Source organism: Amycolatopsis sp. NPDC088138 (genome assembly GCF_044741685.1).
GTDB lineage: Bacteria > Actinomycetota > Actinomycetes > Mycobacteriales > Pseudonocardiaceae > Amycolatopsis.
In genome coordinates this window covers 814452-834389 of record NZ_JBIUTB010000003.1, presented here as the reverse complement: position 1 = coordinate 834389, position 19938 = coordinate 814452, and the positions used below count along the sequence as shown (strand labels likewise).

Here is a 19938-nt window from a genome sequence, read left to right as displayed (position 1 = left end):
GGATCGGGCCGTGATGTGTGACCATCGGTGCATGACATCGGGCGGTATTTCCCAGGTGGGCCCGCCGTTTCGCGCCGATCACGTCGGGAGCCTCCTGCGGCCCCCGGTGCTGCGCGACGCGCGACGGCGGCACGAAAGCGGTGAGATCGGCGCGGAGCAGCTCCGCGCGGTCGAGGACGACGCGATCCGTGACGTGATCAAGATGCAGCGGGCGGCCGGGCTGAGCTCGGCCACCGACGGCGAGTTCCGGCGCGCCTCGTGGCACATGGACTTCATCTACGCGCTCGGCGGCGTCTCCAAGAGCGACGAACGGCTGCACGTCAAGTTCCACAACCTGGCGGGTGATCTCGAGTTCAGCCCGCCGGGCCTGCAGGTCGACGGCAAGGTGCGGCTCGAGGAGCCGATCTTCGCCGACCACTTCCGGTTCCTGCAGTCCCATGTGGACCCCGGCGTGACGCCGAAGCTGACCATCCCGTCGCCGAGCATGGTCTACTACCGCGGCGGGCGGGCGGCGGTCAGCGAGACCGTCTACCCGGAGCTGGAAGAGTTCTTCGACGACCTGAGCGCCGCGTACAAGGCGCAGGTCACCGCGATGGCCGGCCTCGGCTGCCGCTACCTGCAGCTCGACGACACGAGCCTCGCGTACCTGAACGACCCGGTGCAGCGCGAGCTCGTCGCGCGGATGGGCGGCGACCCGGACACCCAGCACCTGCGCAACATCGCGACGATCAACGCGGCGCTGGCCGGCCGTCCGGACGACCTGACCGTGACGACCCACTTGTGCCGTGGGAACTTCCGGTCGTCGTGGGCCGCGGAGGGCAGCTACGAATTCGTGGCGGAAGCCGTGTTCGGCGAGCTGGCCGTCGACGGGTTCTTCCTGGAGTACGACGACGAACGCTCCGGCGGTTTCGAGCCGCTTCGGTTCGTGCCCAAGGACAAGAAGGTCGTGCTCGGCCTGGTCACGACCAAGCGGCCGGAGCTGGAGGACCCGGACGTCCTGGTGCGGCGGATCGAGGAGGCGTCGCGGTACGTCGACGTCGACCGGCTCTGCCTGTCGGGGCAGTGCGGGTTCTCCTCGACCGAGGAGGGCAACGACCTCACCGTGGACGACCAGCTGCGGAAGCTGGAACTGATCGTGAAGACGGCCGACCGCGTCTGGGGCGGCCACTGATGATCACCTGCGTCGTCGACTACGTCATCGATCCCGCGAAACTGCCCGACTTCGAACGGTTCGCCGCCGCGTGGATGCGCTTGGTGCACCGGGAAGGCGGCGTCCACCACGGCTACTTCCTGCCGTCGGAGGGGGCGAGCGACGAGGCTCGGGCGTTGTTCAGCTTCGAGAGCTTCGCCGCGTACGAGCAGTACCGGACGCTGTTCGGCGTCGACCCGGACTTCATCGAGGCCGACAAGATCCGCGAGGAAAGCGGCTGCGTGATCCGGTACCGGCGGACGTTCATGCGGCCGTTCCTGCCGGACGACGACCTCTGACGAGCGTGCCGCCCCGGGTGTGGCCCCGGGGCGGCTCCCATCTAGGCCCGACTCGCGTGAGCTGCGATGGCTCTGCCCGCGGGTTGCGGCGCTTCCCGCCGATGCGAAGACTGATCCCATGCGACACAGCGCGCAGCGGCCGCCGTCGGTCGTCGACCGCGTCCTCGATCTGCTCGGCGCGTTTTCCGCCGAGCGGCCTCGGCTGACGTTGTCCGAGCTGAGCCGGCGCGTCGATCTGCCGCTGTCGACCACGCACCGGCTCGCCGGCGAACTGACCCGGCGTGGTGCGCTCGTCCGCGACGAGGCGGGCGCGTACCGCGTCGGGCTTTGGCTGTGGGAGGTCGCTTCGCTCGCGCCGCACGGGGCCGAGCTCCGCGAGAGCGCGATGCCGTTCCTCGAGGACCTTTACGAGGCCACGCACCAGAACGTGCAGCTCGCGGTGCTCGACGGGCCGGAGGTCGTCTACGTCGAGCGCATCTCCGGGCGTGGTGCGGTCAACGTCCTGACCCGGGTCGGCGGCCGGTTGCCCGCCCACGCCACCGGTGTCGGCCAGGTGCTGCTCGCGCACGCCCCGGCCGACGTCCAGGCGGAGGTCGTCGAGGGCCCGCTGAAGGTGTTCACGCCCAAGACGATCAGCTCGGAAGGCGAGCTGCGGCGCGTCCTGGCGGACGTCCGGCGCAACGGCTACGCGATCAGCGACGGCCAGATCGAGCTGATCGCCCTCTCGGTGGCGGCCCCGGTCTACGGCTCGGACGACGAAGTCGCGGCGGCGATCTCGGTCGTCGTCCCGGCGGAGGGCACCGACCCGCGGACGCTGGTCCCGGCGGTGCGGGCGGCCGCGCGCGGGATCTCGCGGGTGCTGGGCGCGCCGCGGGCCCTCAAGACCAGCGGTGAACCCCACTGATCCACTCCTCGACGCGCCGGGCGGGTTGTGCTCAGATGAAGTCATGGGTGAGCAGGGAGTGAGCACGGTGCTGGTCGTCGGAGCCGGGCAGAGCGGGTTCCAGGCCGCGGCGTCGTTGCGCGACCGGGGTTTCGACGGCCGGGTCGTGCTGGTCGGGGACGAACCCGGCGTGCCGTACCAGCGGCCGCCGCTGTCGAAGGCCTACCTGGCCGGGACAGCCGGGCTCGAGCAGCTGCACCTGCGCGGCGAGGACTTCTTCGCCGAGAAGGACATCGAACTCGTCGACGCGCGCGTCAAGTCGATCGACCGGGCCGCCAACCGCATTCACCTCGAAGACGACCAGGAGCTGGCCTACGACCACCTCGTCGTGGCCACCGGCGCGCGCAACCGGGCGCTGCCGGTGCCGGGCGCGGACCTGCCGGGGGTGCTGACGCTGCGCACCCTCGGCGACGCCGACCAGCTCCGCGCGTCCCTGGCGCAGGCCGGGAACGTCGTCGTGGTCGGCGGCGGCTTCATCGGGCTCGAGTTCGCCTCGCACGCCGGCCGTCCGGTGACGGTCGTCGAGGCGCAGGACCGGCTGCTCAACCGGGTCGCGTCGCCCGAGATCTCGGAGTACTTCGCGGAACTGCACCGCGAAGCCGGCCACACGGTGCTGCTCGGCCAGGGCGTTTCCGCGTTGCACGGCGACTCACGGGTGCGCGAGGTCGAGCTGTCCGACGGCACCCGGCTGCCCGCCGACCTCGTTGTGATCGCCGTCGGCGTCGTGCCGGAGACGGCGCTGGCCGAGGCGGCCGGTCTCGACGTCGCGAACGGCGTGGTCGTCGACGAGCACCTGCGGACGTCCGACCCGCGGATCTTCGCCATCGGCGACTGCGCGAACTTCCCGTGTGTGCAGGCGGGCGCGGCGACCCGGCTGGAGTCGGTGCAGAACGCCGTCGACCAGGCCCGGTGCGTCGCTGCGGCGCTGACGGGCACCGAAGAGCCGTACGCGAGCCTGCCGTGGTTCTGGACCGACCAGTCGGGCGCGAAGCTGCAGATCGCCGGGATCCTGGCCGACGCGGACCGGACGGTCGTCGCGGGCGACCGCGAGGCGGGGAAGTTCTCGGTGCTGTCGTTCCGCGACGACGTCCTCATCGCGGTCGAGTCGGTGAACCGCCCGGCCGACCACATCGCCGCCCGGCGCCTGTTCACGGCCGACCCGCACCCGCGGTACGCGGACCTCGAAGCGAGCGGGTTCGACCTGAAGGCGCACATGAAGGCACGCGCCGCCTGAGATCGTCAACTCGTGGTTGACGCACCGAGATCGTCAACCTACAGTTGACGGCATGACCGTACCCAACCCCATCAAGCTCGACGACCTCATCAGCGCGATCAAGAGCAACAACGACCAGGACGTCCTCGCCCAGCTCTCCGACGCCGTCTACATGGGCGAGCACCTCGGCGACGTCGCCGACCACCTCATCGGCCACTTCGTCGACCAGGCCCGCCGCTCCGGCGCGTCCTGGACCGAGATCGGCAAGAGCATGGGCGTCACCAAGCAGGCCGCGCAGAAGCGGTTCGTGCCGAAGGTGGACCCGGGCGGTGACGTCTCCGGCGCGATCGAGCGCGTCTACGGCCGCTACACCGACCGCGCGCGGCACGTGATCGTCGCCGCGCAGAAGGCGGCGATCGACAACGCGAGTCCGACCATCGACACCGTGCACCTCGTGCTGGGCCTGCTCACCGAACCCGCGGCCCTCGCGGCGGGCGCGATCCTCGCTCAGGGCGTCACGCTGGAGACCGTCCAGGAGGCCGCCGAAGCGCGGCTGCCCGAGCGGGCCGGCGAGGTGCCCAACCCGATGCCGTTCAGCGCCGAGGCCAAGAAGGCCTTGGAGCTGACCCTGCGCGAAGGCCTGCGGCTCGGGCACAACTACATCGGGACCGAGCACATCCTGCTGGCGCTGCTGGAGCAGCGTGAAGGCGTCGGCTTCGAGGTGCTCGACGGCCTGGGGATCAGGAAGGACAAGGCCGAGGAGAAGATCGTCGCGGTCCTGACGGAGATCCTCGCCGCACGAGGCCAGTGAGGCTCTTCTGCCTGGCCGCCCTACTCGCGCTGGCCTGGGTGACGCTGCTCTGAACGGGATGGACCAGGGGGTCTTCCCGCTCAGGCACCCCGAAAGTCCGTGAATGGCCCATTGAGGGACTCTAAGTCCCTCAATGGGCCATTCACGGCTTTGGGCTCAGGCGGAGGCTTCCGGGCGGGAGTCCTCGGCCCAGGCCGTGTGGAACGAGCCGTCGCGGTCGACGCGGCGGTACGTGTGCGCTCCGAAGAAGTCGCGCTGGCCCTGCACCAGTGCCGCCGGGAGGCGGTCGGCGCGCAGGCCGTCGTAGTACGCCAGCGCCGTCGAGAAGCCCGGCGTCGGGATGCCCAGCTGGACCGCCGTCGAGATCACCGAACGCCACGAGTCCTGCGCGTCCTCGACGGCCTTGCGGAAGCCGCCCGAGGTGAGCAGGGTCGGCAGGCCCGGCTCGTCGGCGTAGGCCGCGGTGATGTCGTTGAGGAACTTCGCGCGGATGATGCAGCCGCCGCGCCAGATCGAGGCGACCTTGCCGAGGTCGATGTCCCAGCCGTACTCGGTCGCGCCGGCCTGGATCTGGTTGAAGCCCTGCGCGTACGCGACGACCTTCGACGCGTACAGCGCCTGCTCGACGTCGTCGGCGAAGCGCTCCAGCGACGAGCCGGTCAGCGGCGACCGCGTCGGGCCGCCCAGGCCGCGGGCGGCCGAGCGCAGCGACGTCGAGCCGGACAGCGAACGCGCGAAGACGGCTTCGGCGATGCCCGAGATCGGGACACCCAGGTCGAGGCCGATCTGCACGGTCCAGCGGCCGGTGCCCTTCTGCTCGGCGGCGTCCGCGACGACGTCGACGAACGGCTTGCCGGACGCCTTGTCGACGTGCGCCAGCACCTCGGCGGTGATCTCGATCAGGTAGGAGTCGAGCCGCCCGGTGTTCCAGGTCCGGAACACGTCGGCGATCTCGGCGGGGGAGTAGCCACCCGCGCCGCGCAGCAGGTCGAACGACTCCGCGATCAGCTGCATGTCGGCGTACTCGATGCCGTTGTGCACCATCTTCACGAAGTGGCCGGCGCCGTCGGCACCGATGTGCGTGCAGCACGGCTCGCCGTCGACCTTGGCCGAGATGTCCTCGAACAGCGGGCCGAGGGACTCGTAGGACTCCTTCGAGCCGCCGGGCATGATGCTCGGCCCGTGCAGCGCGCCTTCCTCGCCGCCGGAGACGCCGCTGCCGACGAAGTGCAGCCCGCGCTCGCGCAGGGCCTTCTCCCGGCGGCGGGTGTCGGCGAAGTGCGCGTTGCCGGCGTCGATGATCACGTCGCCGTCTTCCAGCAGCGGCGCGAACTCTTCGATGACGGCGTCCGTCGGGGCACCCGCCTTGACCATGATCACGACCTGCCGGGGCCGCTCGAGCGCGTCGACGAACTCCTGCGCGGAGTACGCCGGGATGAAGTCGCCCTCGTCGCCGAACTGGTCCACCAGCGTGCGGGTCCGCTCCTCGGACCGGTTGTGCAGGGCCACCGTGTGCCCGTGCCGCGCCAGGTTCCGGGCCAGGTTGCGGCCCATGACCGCCAGGCCGGTGACCCCGATGCTCGCCTTCTTGCTCATCCGCATCCTTCCGAAGACTCTCTCGATTCAGACACTAGTCCGATCGACGCCTCAAGGGAGGTCACGGCGACGGGGGCCACTCAGTTCAGGAGAAGCAGCGGATCGGCTCGCCGTTGAAGGCGACCATGTCCGTCACGGCCGCGAGCAGGTCGATCTGCGCACCCCATTCGGCGCCGTCCAGCTCGGCGTACGCCCGGTGCAGGTTCCCCGGCAGCCGCTCCTGCTCGGTCAGGTCCGCGAAGTCGCCGAGGTCGGTGTCCTTGGCCAGCTCCAGCGGGGCCAGCCCGGCCGCCTTCCCGCGTTCGGCCGCCTTCTGGACGAAGGCCAGGTAGGCGTCCACCCGGTCGACGACGTCCAGGCCGCACGCCGGGCCGTGACCGGGCAGGATGACCGACGGCTCCAGCTCGCGGACGACGTCGAGCGCCTTCCGCCAGCCGGCCACCGAGCCCATCAGCGCGAACGGGCTGCCGCCGTTGAACACCAGGTCACCGGCGTAGAGCACCCGCTGCTCGGGCAGCCAGACGAGCACGTCGTTGGTCGTGTGGGCCGCGTGGCCGGGGTGGATCAGCTCGATCGTGACGTCGCCCGCGTGCACGGTCAGGCGGTCGTCGAAGACGACCTCGGGCGGGCGCGACCGCAGCTCGCCCCAGTCGCTGCCGGTGAAGATGCCCTCGAACGTCTGGATGCCCTCGGCGACCATCAGCTCGCGGGTCTTGCGGTGCCCGATGATCGTGGCGCCCTCGACCAGGTAGTTGCCGTTGGTGTGGTCGCCGTGGTGGTGGGTGTTCACCAGCGTCGTCACCGGCCGGCCCGTGGCGCCCTCGACGGCGGCGAGCAGGGCCCGCGTCCGCCGCTCGGTCGAGCAGGTGTCGACGAGCACGGTGTGATCACCGGCGTCGACGAAACCGCAGTTGTTGATGTACCACGAGCCGTCCGGCTGGACGTACCCGTGGACCTGGTCGGCCAGCCGGGTGACGGCGGCGGCGGAGGGGGAGCGATCGGTCACGCGCACCACTATGCCCCGGACCGGTGCCCGCCGGTTGGCCGAACCATCACGAATCCGCTGGTCCAGGCGAGTGAAGACCAAGGTGACTGGCATTCCGCGACATTTCCTGGAACGCTGCGCGATGTCATCATCGAGTTCCGCAAGGTCAAGCACTAGCCTGGGTGGGTTCGATAGTTCGCGCGCGACGGCGACCGGGAGGCCGCCGTCGCTTGGTAGTGGTCCGGGAGAGCAGGGCGATGGCCAGCACCGTCACCTCGCGCCGGAAGCAGCTCGGAAACGAGCTCCGGCACGCCCGCACCGCGGCGCGGATGACACAGCAACAGGTCGCCGAGGTCCTCGGCTGCACCCAGGGCAAGGTCAACAAGATCGAGTCCGGTGCCGTCGGGGTCAAGCTCGGGGATGTGCGATCGATGCTGAACGCGTTCGGGATCAACGGCGAAGAGGCCGACACGCTGATGAACCTGGCGCGCGCGGCCGCCGGGCAGCGCGGCCACTGGTCCGGCTACCGCTCGGTGGTGCCGCACTGGTTCCGCACCTTCACGGACCTGGAGCCGGCCGCCGCGGAGATCCTCACCTGGCACGGCGAGCGCATCCCGGGCCCGCTGCAGTCCGAGCACTATATGCTCAAGCAGTTCACCGAGTTCGGCGCCACGGACGTGACGTCGCTGGTGCGCAACCGGCTCGACCGCAAGGCCGTGTTCGAGCAGCAGCAGCCGCCGTACTACCGGTTCATCATCAGCGAAGGCGCCCTGCGCCGGGCGCCCGGCGGGTCCGCGCCCGCGGTGATGCTGGACCAGGTCGAGCACCTGCTCTCGCTCGAGCGGCACGCGCGGGTCTACGTCCACGTGCTGCCCTTCGGCGCGCGGCTGGCCGCGGTGCCCAACGACTTCACGATCATGCGCTTCCCGGACCGCACCCGGGACTTCGTCTACATCGAGCACTCCGCGGGCGGGCTGTACCTCGACGACGTCAAGGACTTCAACATCTTCGTCGACTCCTGGGACAGGCTGCGCGGGGCCGCGCTGGAGCGTCAGGAAACCCGGCAGTTCCTCAAGGAGCTCGCGGAGGGTTACCGCGCCCAGATGCAGCAGATCCAATAGGGCGAACGGCGGCGCGAGGCGTCCAAGTGGTGAACAACTTTCGGTAGAGTGCTGCTGTTGCGCCCCGACCCACCACCGGAAGCTGCGCCCGAAGGGGACATCGTGGACCCCGACTTCCTCCCCGACGCCGTCGATCTCGACCGGCCGAACGTGGCGAGGATCTACGACTGGGCCCTCGGCGGCACCGCGAACTGGGCGGTCGACCGGCAGTACGGCGAACAGGCGGTGCAGGCGTTCCCACTGGCGCGCGCCCTCGCCCGCGGCAACCGCGACTTCCTCGGCCGCGCCGTGCGCTACTGCCTCTCCCAGGGCATCCGGCAGTTCCTCGACCTCGGCTCCGGCATCCCGACCGCGGGCAACGTCCACGAGGTGGCCGACGACCACATCGACGACGGCCGCTGCGTCTACGTCGACAACGAGCCGGTCGCCGTCGCGCACGGGCGGATGCTGCTGGAGGAGGCCGGCGATCCCGCGCGCCACGCCGTCCTGCACGCCGACCTGCGGGACGCGGAGGAGGTCTGGGAAGCCGCGCTGGCCACCGGCGTGCTCGACCCGGACGAGCCGATCTGCCTGCTCAGCGTGGCCGTGCTGCACTTCCTGCCCGACGTCACCGGCGTCCGCGAGGCGATCCGCGACTACCGGACGCTGCTCGCGCCCGGGTCGGCCTACGTGCTGTCGCACGCGACCGAGTCGGGGGTCACGGGGGCGGAGCTCGAGCAGATCCGGCGTCTGGTGAAGCTGTCCGCGCGGTCGAGCACGCCCGCGGTTTCCCGGTCGCTCGACGAGATCGCCGCGTTCTTCGGTACCTTCGACGTCGTCGAGCCGGGAATCGTGCCTGTGGGAGAGTGGCGCCCTGACCCCGGCGCCGCCACGGTCCCCCTCGCGAGCGTGGTCGGTGGTGTCGGCCGCAAGCCTGGAGGACGGAACGCATGACGACGCAGGATCCCGAGGCCCCCGAAGGCGTCGACCTGGAGCGGCCGAACGCGGCCCGCATCTACGACTGGTTCCTGGGCGGTGACGCCAACTGGGCCATCGACCGCCAGTTCGGCGAGCAGGCGGTCAAGACCTTCCCGATGATCAAGACGGTCGCCCGCGTCGGCCGGGACTTCCTCGGCCGCGGCGTGCGGTACCTGGCGCGCAACGGGATCGACCAGTTCCTCGACCTCGGCTCCGGCGTCCCGACGGTCGGCAACGTGCACGAGGTCGCGGCCGAGGTGAACCCGGACGCGCGGTGCGTGTACGTCGACAACGAGCCGGTCGCCGTGGCCCACTCCCAGATCCTGCTCGAGCAGGAGGGCGTCGCCGACCGGCACGCGGTGCTGCAGGGTGACCTGCGCGACCCGGCCGACATCTGGAAGCGCGCGCTCGACACCGGCGTCCTCGACCCGAACCGGCCGATCGGCCTGATCATCGTCGGCGTCCTGTACTTCCTCGGCAAGGACGAGCCGGTGGCCGAGACCATCCAGAAGTACCTGTCGCTGCTGCCGTCCGGCTCGTACTTCCTGTCGTCGCACCTGACCACCGAGGGCCTCGACGCGCTGGCCGACTCGGACAGCCGTGCGTCGATCGTGGAGCAGTACAACAAGTCCAGCACCCCGCTCTACCTGCGCAGCAAGGCGGAGTTCTCGTCGTTCTTCGACGGCTTGGAGCTCGTGGAGCCGGGCATCGTCTACCTGCCGGAGTGGCACCCGGAGGAGATCGAGTCCCGGGCCACGAAGAAGCTGGCGAGCGACCCGGCGTTCAGCGGCCACATCTGCGGCCTCGGCCGCAAGCCGTGACGGCTGCCGCCTACGACGCCATGGCGGTCCGGTACGCCGAGTTCGTCCGTGAGGTCTGGGACGCTTCGCCGTTGGACAACGCCGCCTTGGCCGCGTTCGTCGACCACGTGCGTGGCGCCGGGCTCGTCGCCGACCTCGGCTGCGGGCCCGGCCACCTCACGGCGCACCTCCGGGACCGCGGCTTGGACGTCTTCGGCGTCGACCTGTCCCCGGCGATGATCGAGCTGGCCCGCGCGGCCGCGCCCGATCTGCGTTTCGAGGTCGGTTCGATGGCGGCGCTGGACGTCCCGGACGCCTCGCTCGCCGGGATTCTGTCCTGGTACTCGATGATCCACACCCCGCCCGAAGAGGTGCCGGGGTACTTCGCCGAATTCACCCGGACGTTGGCCTCGGGTGGTCACGTTCTGTTGGGCTGCTTCGAATCCGACGGCGAGCCGCTGACCGTGTTCGACCACACGGTGACGCCGGCCTACCGGTGGCCCCTGGACGACCTGGCCGCGCTGGCGCGGGACGCGGGTCTCACCGAGATCGGCCGCGTCTACCGGGTGCCCGGCGAAAACGAGCGCTTCCGCCGGGGCGCCCTGCTGCTGCGGAAACCGTAGCCCCGCAACGGCAAATGTCCGTGAAGGCCACGTTGAGGGACTCAGAGTCCCTCAACGTGGCCTTCACGGACTTTCGGGCCCGGAGACGGCGAGAGCCCCGGTTCGTCGTGAACCGGGGCTCCTTCGGTGTGGTGGCAGGGCTCAGTCAGGCGCGCGAGCCGATCCGGCCGCGCAGCAGCGGTGCCAGGTCGATCGCGGTCTCCAGCGGCCGCGTCGTGCGGACGCCGTCGGAGTGGCGGGCCGGGACGTCGAGGTCCGTGGCCCAGGTGGTGGTCTTGCGCAGCGGTGCCTGGATCAGGCTGAAACCGAACCGGTTCCGCAGCTCGTCCGCGATGCCGAGGCGACCGTGGTGGTCTTCCTCACGGCGGAAGAGCGAGTTCAAGCGGACGGCCATCGTCTACACCCCCAGCTCTCGTCGCGGTGACCGGGCGGGTTCGCCGGTGGTCAGTCCGAGACAGGGTTCACAAGGCATGCCGACCCCGGGGGCCAGCCATTCGACATCGGTGCGGGAAAGCGCTTCCCCGCACTTGGTACGGACCAGCTCACTCGTGGCCGCGGTGGCCTCCACGCCGAAGACGTGGACCACTCGGCGGGCCTCACCGGCGGTTCCCCTGGCGAGCCTGCCCACGACGACGACGCCGGGTGGCGCACTGTCCTCGGTAATCACGCTGGTCCTCCCCCATGAGGTTCTGCGATGGTGGATGGTGTGCTGTGCGCGGCCGGCGCGGCGATCGTGCCGCCCGCCGCATGCGGGTTGTCGTTCACCGACAGCGCCGCCCCCGGCCGATGCGATTAATCCTACTCCTGGAATAATCTTCATGTCGAGGCCGGAGCTAGTTGATCACCCGCTTGGCCCTGCACTCTGCTCCATTGAGACACTGAGTAGCCGGGAGCGGGTACCTTCGACCAGGTCACGGCCGCGCCCCCCATCGATCCACGGAGGTACGACCCATGGCGGATTATCCGTCGTTCGCGGATTACGATCCGAGCACGGCCGTGTCCCTGTTCGAAGAGGCCGCGTGGGAGAAGTCGTTCGCCAGCGAGCCCAACGGTGGCAGCTGCGTCGAGGTCAACCTGGGTCGGGAAGGCCTGATCGGAGTCCGCGACACCAAGCTCGCGACCAGCCCCGTCTTCGTGTTCGACAGCGCCGAGTGGGAAGCGTTCCTGGTTGCCGTGAAGGCCGGGCAGTTCGATCTGCCCGCCTGACGTGTCCCCTGCGCGGGTGATCATCATCACCCGACCGTGTAAGAAAATCGCGAAGGCCCCCTTCCCTCTACGGTGAAGGAGGCCTTCGCGACAGCGTGGATACGTGTGACTGCCGTATGTGACAGATATCTCACCCGATTGCCGGGAGCTCCCCACCCCGCAACCGGCCCCGGGTGCGACGCCACGCCAGCACGACGATCACCACGAGCCCGATCAGCGGTAGCGTGCTGATCGCCCAGCTCAGCCCCATCGGCGGCCCCGGCTGTTCGAGCACCGGCAGCGCACGCAGGTCACCGGTGCCGGTCCCGGCCGGCCCGTTCACCACGAAGCGGAACGTCCACTCGCCCGGCCGGGGCATCGACCGGACGTCCAGGCCCCAGACCTCGCGCTTGCGCGGGTGCCGGACCAGCGGCTGGATCCGGTTCTTCCCGCCCTCCGGGTTGATCATCGTGAGCGTGCCGGACTTGTTCTCGATCCCGCCGTCGGGGATGAAGGTGAAGTCCAGCGACTGCTCCGCGCGCAGCGGCCAGGTGCTGAAGCCGATGGTCATCGCGTACGGCCCGGCCTGCACGTGCTCGGTGTGCACGATGTTGACGGGCTCGTACGCGTTCGCCGGTGCCTCGGTGGCGAACAGCAGCCCGGCCACGGCGGCCAGGGCCAGAACAATTCGCCTTTTGGGGGTTCCGGGTGGCGTAGCCCCCGGCCGGGGCGAAGCCCCGAACAACACTGCCTTACGCATCAGCGGTTTCCCCCTTCTTCGCGGGCGCCAGCAGGCAGAGCATCCCGCCGAACCGCCACCCGGCGAACCCGCCGAGCAGCCCCAGTGCCGCGCTGAGCACGGCGGTCGTGGTCAGGTACCAGACCGGCGGCACGTGCGCGCCGGTGTAGAGCATGGCTCGCTGCACCGGCAGGCTCAGCCCGATCAGCAGCCCGGCGAACCCGCCCACGGCCACCGAAACGCGGCCCGCGCGCCAGCCGCGGCGTCGGCCGAAGAGGTAACCCAGCTCCATCAGCGCGGCCACCGGCAGCAACGCCATCGGCGTCAGCGCGGGCATCTCCGGCACCCCGGAGATCGCGTCCCGCATCGGCAGGCCGACGAGGTCGGCGTAGGCCTGCGCGGCCCACGGCGAGAACCACCAGAAGACCGCCTGCACGGCCGCGACCATCGCCGCGGTGCCGAGCGCGCCGCCTGGCCGGCGGAAGAACCCGGCGCCGACCGCGACCAGCAGCACCGCCATCATCGAGCAGCCGATCGAGACGGCGTCGGCGTAGTCGTCCGGCACCTGCTGCAGGCCGAGCGCCAGCACCGGCCCGAAGGTGAGCAGCACGGTGAGCGACGCCAGCACGCCGATCCGGCCCCAGCGGTGTTCCCGGGCCGCGGCGAACACGGCGGTCGTGCCGATCAGCGAGATCGTGATCGACAGCAGCAGGCCGATGTGCGGCGGTGAGTCGATGACCGCGTCGAAGCCGTAGAGCCCGTGCCACCACTGGTCCCACAGGCCGTACAGCAGGAACGTCGCGGCGCCGACACCCGAGACCAGGTAGCCGATCGGGGCCGCGAAGGTCTTGCCGAACACGTTGACCACGCGCCCGCCGACCCGCGGGTCGACCGGGCGGCCCGCGCGCCGCGCCGCCGTCGTCAGCAGCACGACGGCGAGGCTCGCCAGGCCGACGACCGCGCTGCCCGCGTACAGGAACAGGTGCGGCAGCGTGAAGAACGTGTCCGGCCCGACGTCGCTGTGCCACTGGATGTCCCAGGTCAGCCCGACCAGCGACAGCATCGAACCGCCGAGCACGACGTTCGCCGGCAGCAACCCCGTTCGCGCCTGTTTCGCGACCGTGGTCGTCCTGACCCCGGATGCGGTGAGATCCATTTCCCCCGACCTTTCTTTACTTGACGAGCAACGGAAAGACGACCTGCGCGGGCCCGCCCGGGCCCTGCAGCGAGACGGTGATCTCCCACTGCCCGGACATCGGGAGCCCGACGTCCGGGGCGCGGAAGTGGCCGGGCCCGTCCGGCCCGGCGGGGACCGGCGCCAGCGCGTGCCCCATCTGCGCCATGACGGGCGCGACGGTGACGGCGTCGGGCGCCGGCCCGGTGACGGCGACCGCGAACGTGTTGCCGCCGATGCGCGGCTGGTCCGCGGAGAACTGCACGGTGTACGGCCCGGAAGTCGCTTGCTGCGTCGTGGGTTTCGCGCCGCTGCCGCCCCAGAGCAGCCAGGCGGCCCCGGCCGCGACGACCAGCACGACCACGGTGATCAGCAACGTCGGGCGTTTCATCGGCCGGCTCCTGTCGTCGGGACGTCGACCACGGCGGGAATGGTGACCACGCGGTAGTCGCGTTCGGCCTGCAGCCAGATCCGGTACCGGCCGGGCGCGGTGAAGGTGTAGGTGAAGCCGACGTCCGGGCCGTACGCGGCGACGGTCTCGTCGGGGCGGTCGAGCTGGCCGGCGACCGGCGGGATCATGGCGTGGACGTGCGCCCACGCCGGGGCCTTCGCGGCGGCCGCGCCGACGTCCGGCCCGGTGATCGGCCCGGCGACGATGAGGTGACCGAGCATGCCCAGCCACGGCTGCAGGTCCCCGGCGGGGAAGCGCGCGGTGACGGTGGTCGGCGTGCCGGGGGAGATGGTGAGGTCGACCGGGATGCCGTCGACCGTCCGCGGTCCGGCGCCGGCCGGCTGCGGCGCGGGCGCGGCGGTGCCGGTGAGGTCCACTGTGGACCGCGCGAGCTGGACCCCGCCGCCGCGCCGGACGAGCTCCGCGGCCACGGCGTACGTGCCGGCCTCCGGATCGGCGACGGTGACGCGGTAGTCGCCGGGCCCGACGCGCACCGGGTGCAGGTGGCTCATCCGCCCCGACGGCGACACGAGCACCAGGTGCACGAGCGCGTTGTCGTGGATCAGCAGGTCGTCGACCGGCAGGCCGGTCGCGCCGTCGGTGAGCGCCAGCCGCAGGCCACCGGGCACCGTGTGCACGGCGAGGTTCACCGGCGGCCGCGAGTAGTCCACTGTGGACAGCTGGGCGTTCGCGTACGGGTCGGTGACGTTGTCGAACGTCGGGTCGAGCTGGCTGCCGGGTGCCGGTGGCGGGGGCGTGCTCGCCGACAGCAGCGCGCCGGTGACCGCGACGGCGAGGGCGGCGACCAAGCCGCCCGCCGGGATCAGCGCGAACGCCGTCCGCCGCGCCCGGAGCCCGACGACCAGCGCGAGCAGCAGGAACACGCCCGCCGCGACGAACCCGCCGTAGGTCGCCTTCTCCCACGGCGGGACGACCCGCGCGGGCACCAGGAACGGGATCGTCGCGGCCGGCCCGGTCCCGTCGCCGAGCGAAAGCAGCCACGGCCCCGGCTTGCCGACCTGCAGTGTTCCCTCGTACATCCCGGGCGCAGCACCGAGGACGACGTCACCCCGCGACGTCACGACCCCGTCGGCCGCGGCGGTCAGGTGCAACGTGCCGGGCGCGGTGCCCTGGTGCGTGACGACGTCGACCCGCAGCGGCGACGGCGTCGTGTCGACCCGCCGGATGATCACGGTCAGCTCGCGTGCGCCGAGTGTCTGCGCCACCTGGATGTCGGCGCCCGTCGGCGCGCCGTCGGCGTGCGCGGTCCCCGTGCCGAGCGTGATTCCCAGCAAGGCCAGCAGGAGCAGCAGAGTGGCTTTCGGTGTGGTCCCCATCGTGGTCCGAACCTAGCGACGCCGCGGGGTGGCGGGCGTCACGGCGGCGAGGGAACCTCGGTCCCCAGCCCGGGGGACAATCACACCCTGGAGTCTCAGGGGTTGAAGAATTTCCGCAGGTGGGAGACGACTTCGCCGGGCTGCTCCTCGGGGAGGAAGTGTCCGCATTCGGCCAGCGCCACGCCGGTGACCTCGTTCGCGTACTCCCGCCAGATGTCCAGCGTCGGCAGCGTGCCGAGCAGGCCGTTCGCGCCCCACAGCGCGAGCAGCGGCTGGGTGATCCGCTTGCCGGCGGCGAAATCGGCGTCGTCGAGCTCGGCGTCGTCCGGGAAGGACGCGCGGTAGTCGTCGAAACCCGCTCGCAGCGCGCCGGGCTGCGAGAACGCGCGGACGTACTCGGCGACGGCGTCCGGGGCGAGGCTGTGGCGCTGGTAGGTCCAGCGTTCGTAGAAGTAACCGAGGTAGGCGGCGATGTTCTGGCCCGCCAGGAGCTCCGGCAGGTCGGGCTGGAGGTGGAAGAGCCAGTGCCAGTAGGCCTTCGCGACGCCGGTGTCGAGCCGCTGCCACATCGCGCGGGTCGGCGCGATGTCGAGCACGGCGAGGCGTTCGACCTGGTCCGGGCGGTCCAGCGCCCAGCGGTGCGCGACGCGGCCGCCGCGGTCGTGCCCGGCGACGGCGACCCGGTCGAATCCCAGGTGCTCGGCGAGCGCGGCGACGTCGGCGGCCATGGTGCGCTTGTCGTAGCCCTGGCGCGGTTTGTCGGTGCGGCCGTAACCACGCAGGTCGGGGGCGATCACGGTGTGCGTCTCGGCCAGCGGTTCGAGGACCTTGTGCCAGCAGTGCGACGTCTGGGGCCAGCCGTGCAGCAGGAACAGCGGCGGCCCGTCGCCGGCGCGCAGGTAGTGCATCCGCAGGTCGTTCACCGTCGCCATGCTCTCTAACCTGTTCATGGGGTTAGACGGTACGCGGGGTTCTAACCGCATTCAAGGGTTAGGATGAGGGCATGGAATGGGTCTTCGACGGCGGCCGCCCGTGCCTCGACCTGGTCAACACGCGCCGCGCCCGGCACGCCGAGGGCGTCGAGCTGCTGACCGGGCCGGACGCGCTGGCCGAGTGGCTCGGCCTGGCCGGCTTCACCGCCGGCTCGGTCACGCCCGGAAACGTCCTGGCGGCAAAAGCGTTGCGCGAGGCCGTGGACCGCGTCCTGCTCGCCGAGCTGCCCAGGTGGCGGGACGTAGACCTGCTGAACACCACGGCCGCCGCGGCTCCGGCCCCACCCGCGCAGCTGGCGTTCGGCGACGGCGGCCTGCGTCGCGAAGTCCCGGCGCCGCCGGACCCGGTGGCGGCGGCGTTCGCGGCCTTGGCCGCGGACGCCATCGACCTGGCGACCAGCGAGGCCTCGATCCGCATCTGCGCCGCCGACGACTGCGGCCTGCGCTTTTCCGACGCCTCCCCCCGGCGCAACCGCCAGTGGTGCTCGATGTCCCGCTGCGGAAACCGCGCCAAAGCCCGCGCCCACTACGCCCGAGTCCGCCCCCACACCCCCTGACGCCTCTTTCCCCGCGAAAGCTCCGCCGGGGCCGAGAGCGTCACTTTCGCTGGGAAAGATGCGTCTCGGGGCGGGCGCCGGGGCCGTTGTCGTGGCGGATCAGGAGGCGGTAGGCGCCGGGGTGGGCGCGGAACCAGACGTTCAGCTTGCCGATCCAGCGCATGTGCGCCGTTCGGAGCCCGGCCGGGATCGGCAGGCACAGGAGCCGTACCCAGCGGGCGAAACGCGTGAAGCGGCGCTGGTCGTCGGCTGTCCACTGTAGACCGAGGCGGGTGCGGAGCTCCGGGGGCAGCGTGGCCCGGAGCAGGAACATCTGCGCCCGGGCGTGCAGCCGCCACCACGAGTCCGGCAGCCAGGAGACCGGCTTGTCCACCGTCCGGATGGTCTCGAAGAGCGCGGTGATGGTCGGGTTCAGCGTGAAGTCCGCGACCATCGCGTCGTAGTAGCGCTCGAACGCCGCCCAGTCCGGCGGCAGGTCCTGCTCGCGCACGCCCAGCATCCGGCCGACGGCACGCATCTGCGCGTAGTACTCGTCCAGCTCCGAAGTGGACAGTGGACGGCCGAAGAACCGTTGCGCGTCAACGGGAACCTTCACCAGCGTCGCGTGCACCCAGGCGTACGCGGCGGGGTTCAACGCGCTGTACCGGCGTCCACCGGAGACGCCGGTGAAGGTGCGGTGCAACGAGCGCAACCGGTCGGCTTCGACGCGAGCGCCCGCCGTGCCGCCGTAGACGTAGATCGACAGCGACGCGCCGGTGCGCATCAGGCGCGTCCAGGGATCCGAGGTGTAGTTCGAGTGGTCACGCACACCCGCCGCGACGACCGGGTGCGCCACCTGCAGCACCAGGACCTGCCCGGCCAGCAGCCCGTCGCGGAAGTCACCGAAGTACTTCCACGCCGCCGTGCCCCGGACGATCGGCGGCGCCATCAGGCCCCGCGGATCAGCATCATCAGCGGCTCGGCGACCGGGGTCGCGGTGTCACCGGTGGCGAGGCGCCGCAGCTGCAGCCCGGCGATCAGCGCGACGACCGGCCCGGCCAGCCGCCGCGGATCGGGTACGGCCAGCGCTTCGAGGATCGTCACCGCCAGTTCGTCGTACGCCGCGAAGCAGCGCGAAGACGCTTCGCGCAGCTCCGGGTCGCGCGCGGACTGGAGGTACAGCTCGTGCGCGCCGAGCTCGTCGGCGCCGAACGGCAGCTGCGCGATCACGTGCTCGACGATCGACGCCGCCTGCTCGAGGCTGAGCCCGTCCGAGCGGTGGCCGTCGACGATCGCGCCGAGCTTGGTCGTCTCCTCTTCGACGAACAGCAGCATCGCTTCACGCAGCAACGCCGTCTGGCTCGGGAAGTGGTAGGTGAGCGTGCCGAGCGAAACCCCGGCGGCGGCCACGATCCGGCGGTTCGTGAGGCCGCCGACGCCGTGTTCGCCGACGACGGCCAGCGCGCCGCGCAGGATGGCGTCCCGGGTGCTTACCAGCTTGTCTCGGGATGCCGCTCCGGCCACCGTTCGACCTCTTCCAGTTGCGCGGCAAGCGAAATCAGCCGCTCCTCGGCGTGTGACGGGCCGAGCAGCTGGGCCCCGAGCGGGAGCCCGCCGGCGGTGAGCCCGGCCGGGACGTTGACCCCCGGCCAGCCCAGCACGTTCCACGGCCAAGCGTACGGGCAGGCGGCGATCATGGCCTGGTCGGTCTCCCAGCCGGACAGCCCGTCGAACGTGCCGATCGGTGGCGGCGGAGTGGCGGTCGTCGGGGTCAGCAGGACGTCGACGCGGCCGAACACCGAGCCGATCCGGCGGTGCAGCCCCGGCTCGAGCGCGCGGGCCAGGCGCAGCGCGGGCCCGGCCAGCAGGCGGCCCTGGCTGGCGTTGCTGCGGGTGCGCGGGTCGAGCCCGGCCCGGTCGGGCACCCGCAGCGTCCAGTCGCGGACGCCGGTGAGCGAGCGCGGCAGGAACGTCAGGCCGATCAGCCCGTAGTCCGGCTCGACCTCGACGATCTCGTGGCCGAGCCCGGCGAGCGACTCGGCGAGGCGGCGCACGGAGGCTTCGACGACCGGGTCGAGGCGGGTCTTGGTGGCGGTGAACGGGATCCGCGTCGACAGCCCGATCCGCAGCCGCCCCGGCTCGCGGGTGGCGGCCGCCTGGAACGTCCGGCCGGTGCCCGCGGCCGCGTCCAGCAGCAGGGCGGCGTCCTCGACGGTGCGGGCGAGCGGGCCGAGCACGGTCAGGCCGTGGAACAGTTCGCCGTCGGTGGGGATGCGGCCGCGCTGGGTCTTGACGCCGACGAGCCCGGTCCACGCGGCCGGGATGCGCACCGAGCCGGCGCCGTCCGAGCCGAGCGCGGCCGCGATGACCCCCGACGCCACCGCGGCCGCGCTCCCACCCGAGGAACCGCCGGGCGTGTGCCCGAGGTCCCACGGGTTGCGTGTGGTCCCGAAGGCCGGGCCTTCGGTGAACGGCCATTGGCCCAGTTCGGGTGTGTTGGTCTTGCCGATGATCACGGCCCCGGCCTCGCGCAGCAGCGCGACGGCGGGTGCGTCCCGGGTGGCGGCCGGGAACTCGCCGGGGCAGCCGAACGCGGTGGGCAGGCCGGTGAGGTCGACGTCGTCCTTGATCGCGACGGGCACCCCGAGCAGCGGCGAGCGTTCCCCGGCGGCCAGCCGCCGGTCGGCTTCGGCGGCGTCGGCGAGGGCGTCGTCGTCGCGGAGGTACCGGAAGGCGTTGAGCGTGGCCTGGCCCGCGTGCGCCCGCCCGAGCGCGGCGGCGGTGAGCTCAGCCGAGGTGACGGAGCCAGCGGCGAGCTGCCCGGCCTGCGCGGCGAGCCCGGTGAAGTCGAGGCCGGTCTTCGGCGTCGCGGTCATGGCAGCCCCCGAAAGTTCTCGTTCGTTCGAACGAACGTTACCGGAAACCGACGGTTTCTGAAACTCCCGATGAGTTTTCGCGGCTCGGGCGGTCTACCCCGGAAACACAAC

General features: G+C 71.4%; 23 protein-coding genes. 11 read left to right on the top strand and 12 right to left on the bottom strand.

The window, feature by feature from the left end; all coding sequences use genetic code 11:
• The first annotated feature begins 31 nt into the window (after nt 1-31).
• From ACIOD2_RS19060 to ACIOD2_RS19040, 5 genes are all read left to right on the top strand, one after another.
• Complete coding sequence (locus ACIOD2_RS19060; protein ID WP_400539516.1) at nt 32-1171, top strand: 5-methyltetrahydropteroyltriglutamate--homocysteine S-methyltransferase; 1140 nt, start codon at nt 32-34, stop codon at nt 1169-1171.
• The gene (locus ACIOD2_RS19055; RefSeq protein WP_400539514.1) at nt 1171-1488 is read left to right on the top strand and encodes an NIPSNAP family protein; all 318 of its coding nucleotides are present in this window, start codon (nt 1171-1173) and stop codon (nt 1486-1488) included. The genes ACIOD2_RS19060 and ACIOD2_RS19055 overlap by 1 nt, the downstream gene beginning before the upstream one ends.
• A 118-nt stretch (nt 1489-1606) precedes the next feature.
• Complete coding sequence (locus ACIOD2_RS19050) at nt 1607-2392, top strand: IclR family transcriptional regulator (RefSeq protein ID WP_400539511.1); 786 nt, start codon at nt 1607-1609, stop codon at nt 2390-2392.
• 58 nt (nt 2393-2450) lie between these two features.
• Nucleotides 2451-3665 carry an NAD(P)/FAD-dependent oxidoreductase gene (locus tag ACIOD2_RS19045; protein ID WP_400540405.1) on the top strand — a complete coding sequence of 405 codons (1215 nt, stop codon included), beginning with the start codon at nt 2451-2453 and terminating at the stop codon, nt 3663-3665.
• Nucleotides 3666-3717: 52 nt separating this feature from the next.
• Nucleotides 3718-4455, top strand: a complete 738-nt coding sequence (locus ACIOD2_RS19040) for a Clp protease N-terminal domain-containing protein (protein WP_400539508.1) — start codon at nt 3718-3720, stop codon at nt 4453-4455.
• Between the two features lie 156 nt (nt 4456-4611).
• On the opposite strand, the gene gndA is transcribed toward ACIOD2_RS19040, so the two are convergent.
• Together gndA and ACIOD2_RS19030 are read right to left on the bottom strand one after the other, a co-directional pair.
• Nucleotides 4612-6051, bottom strand: a complete 1440-nt coding sequence (gene gndA, locus ACIOD2_RS19035; protein ID WP_400539506.1) for an NADP-dependent phosphogluconate dehydrogenase — start codon at nt 6049-6051, stop codon at nt 4612-4614.
• An 85-nt stretch (nt 6052-6136) separates the two neighbouring features.
• A complete protein-coding gene (locus ACIOD2_RS19030; RefSeq protein ID WP_400539503.1) occupies nt 6137-7057 on the bottom strand; it encodes an MBL fold metallo-hydrolase in 921 nt (306 codons plus the stop codon).
• Between the two features lie 236 nt (nt 7058-7293).
• Here ACIOD2_RS19030 and ACIOD2_RS19025 point away from each other — a divergent pair, with 236 nt between their 5' ends.
• The 4 genes from ACIOD2_RS19025 to ACIOD2_RS19010 all read left to right on the top strand — a co-directional run bounded on the left by ACIOD2_RS19025 (nt 7294) and on the right by ACIOD2_RS19010 (nt 10537).
• Nucleotides 7294-8157, top strand: coding sequence for a helix-turn-helix transcriptional regulator (locus ACIOD2_RS19025; RefSeq protein WP_323329226.1), 864 nt, complete (start codon nt 7294-7296; stop codon nt 8155-8157).
• Nucleotides 8158-8259: 102 nt separating this feature from the next.
• Nucleotides 8260-9090, top strand: coding sequence for an SAM-dependent methyltransferase (locus ACIOD2_RS19020; protein ID WP_400539498.1), 831 nt, complete (start codon nt 8260-8262; stop codon nt 9088-9090).
• Nucleotides 9087-9935, top strand: coding sequence for an SAM-dependent methyltransferase (locus ACIOD2_RS19015; protein ID WP_400539496.1), 849 nt, complete (start codon nt 9087-9089; stop codon nt 9933-9935). The genes ACIOD2_RS19020 and ACIOD2_RS19015 overlap by 4 nt, the downstream gene beginning before the upstream one ends.
• Nucleotides 9932-10537, top strand: coding sequence for a class I SAM-dependent DNA methyltransferase (locus ACIOD2_RS19010; protein ID WP_400539494.1), 606 nt, complete (start codon nt 9932-9934; stop codon nt 10535-10537). Before ACIOD2_RS19015 ends, ACIOD2_RS19010 begins: the two co-directional genes overlap by 4 nt.
• 145 nt (nt 10538-10682) lie before the next feature.
• On the opposite strand, the gene ACIOD2_RS19005 is transcribed toward ACIOD2_RS19010, so the two are convergent.
• Complete coding sequence (locus ACIOD2_RS19005; RefSeq protein WP_392758117.1) at nt 10683-10931, bottom strand: hypothetical protein; 249 nt, start codon at nt 10929-10931, stop codon at nt 10683-10685.
• A 3-nt stretch (nt 10932-10934) separates the two neighbouring features.
• Nucleotides 10935-11204 (bottom strand): hypothetical protein, encoded by a 270-nt coding sequence (locus tag ACIOD2_RS19000; protein WP_400539491.1) that lies wholly within the window; start codon nt 11202-11204, stop codon nt 10935-10937.
• Between the two features lie 284 nt (nt 11205-11488).
• On the opposite strand from ACIOD2_RS19000, the gene ACIOD2_RS18995 reads away from it, so the two are divergent.
• Nucleotides 11489-11743, top strand: coding sequence for a DUF397 domain-containing protein (locus tag ACIOD2_RS18995; RefSeq protein ID WP_392758121.1), 255 nt, complete (start codon nt 11489-11491; stop codon nt 11741-11743).
• Nucleotides 11744-11873: 130 nt separating this feature from the next.
• Here ACIOD2_RS18995 and ACIOD2_RS18990 read toward each other — a convergent pair whose 3' ends face one another.
• From ACIOD2_RS18990 to ACIOD2_RS18970, 5 genes are all read right to left on the bottom strand, one after another.
• On the bottom strand, nt 11874-12398 hold the full coding sequence (locus tag ACIOD2_RS18990) for a hypothetical protein (protein ID WP_400540403.1): 525 nt from the start codon (nt 12396-12398) through the stop codon (nt 11874-11876).
• Nucleotides 12399-12474: 76 nt separating this feature from the next.
• The gene (locus tag ACIOD2_RS18985) at nt 12475-13617 is read right to left on the bottom strand and encodes a hypothetical protein (protein ID WP_400539488.1); all 1143 of its coding nucleotides are present in this window, start codon (nt 13615-13617) and stop codon (nt 12475-12477) included.
• Between the two features lie 16 nt (nt 13618-13633).
• Nucleotides 13634-14026 (bottom strand): FixH family protein, encoded by a 393-nt coding sequence (locus ACIOD2_RS18980; protein WP_400539485.1) that lies wholly within the window; start codon nt 14024-14026, stop codon nt 13634-13636.
• Complete coding sequence (locus ACIOD2_RS18975; protein WP_400539483.1) at nt 14023-15423, bottom strand: hypothetical protein; 1401 nt, start codon at nt 15421-15423, stop codon at nt 14023-14025. The genes ACIOD2_RS18980 and ACIOD2_RS18975 overlap by 4 nt, the downstream gene beginning before the upstream one ends.
• Nucleotides 15424-15518: 95 nt before the next feature.
• Nucleotides 15519-16373, bottom strand: coding sequence for an alpha/beta fold hydrolase (locus ACIOD2_RS18970; RefSeq protein WP_400539480.1), 855 nt, complete (start codon nt 16371-16373; stop codon nt 15519-15521).
• Nucleotides 16374-16426: 53 nt separating this feature from the next.
• On the opposite strand from ACIOD2_RS18970, the gene ACIOD2_RS18965 reads away from it, so the two are divergent.
• Entirely contained in the window at nt 16427-16972 is a 546-nt protein-coding gene (locus ACIOD2_RS18965; protein WP_400539477.1) for a CGNR zinc finger domain-containing protein, read from the top strand.
• Nucleotides 16973-17012: 40 nt separating this feature from the next.
• Here ACIOD2_RS18965 and ACIOD2_RS18960 read toward each other — a convergent pair whose 3' ends face one another.
• Genes ACIOD2_RS18960 through ACIOD2_RS18950 form a run of 3 tightly spaced genes read right to left on the bottom strand, consistent with a single transcriptional unit; the run spans nt 17013 to nt 19827 of the window.
• On the bottom strand, nt 17013-17900 hold the full coding sequence (locus ACIOD2_RS18960; RefSeq protein ID WP_400539475.1) for an oxygenase MpaB family protein: 888 nt from the start codon (nt 17898-17900) through the stop codon (nt 17013-17015).
• The gene (locus ACIOD2_RS18955; RefSeq protein WP_400539472.1) at nt 17900-18475 is read right to left on the bottom strand and encodes a TetR/AcrR family transcriptional regulator; all 576 of its coding nucleotides are present in this window, start codon (nt 18473-18475) and stop codon (nt 17900-17902) included. Before ACIOD2_RS18955 ends, ACIOD2_RS18960 begins: the two co-directional genes overlap by 1 nt.
• Nucleotides 18442-19827, bottom strand: coding sequence for an amidase (locus ACIOD2_RS18950; protein ID WP_400539470.1), 1386 nt, complete (start codon nt 19825-19827; stop codon nt 18442-18444). Before ACIOD2_RS18950 ends, ACIOD2_RS18955 begins: the two co-directional genes overlap by 34 nt.
• Nucleotides 19828-19938 lie beyond the last annotated feature (111 nt).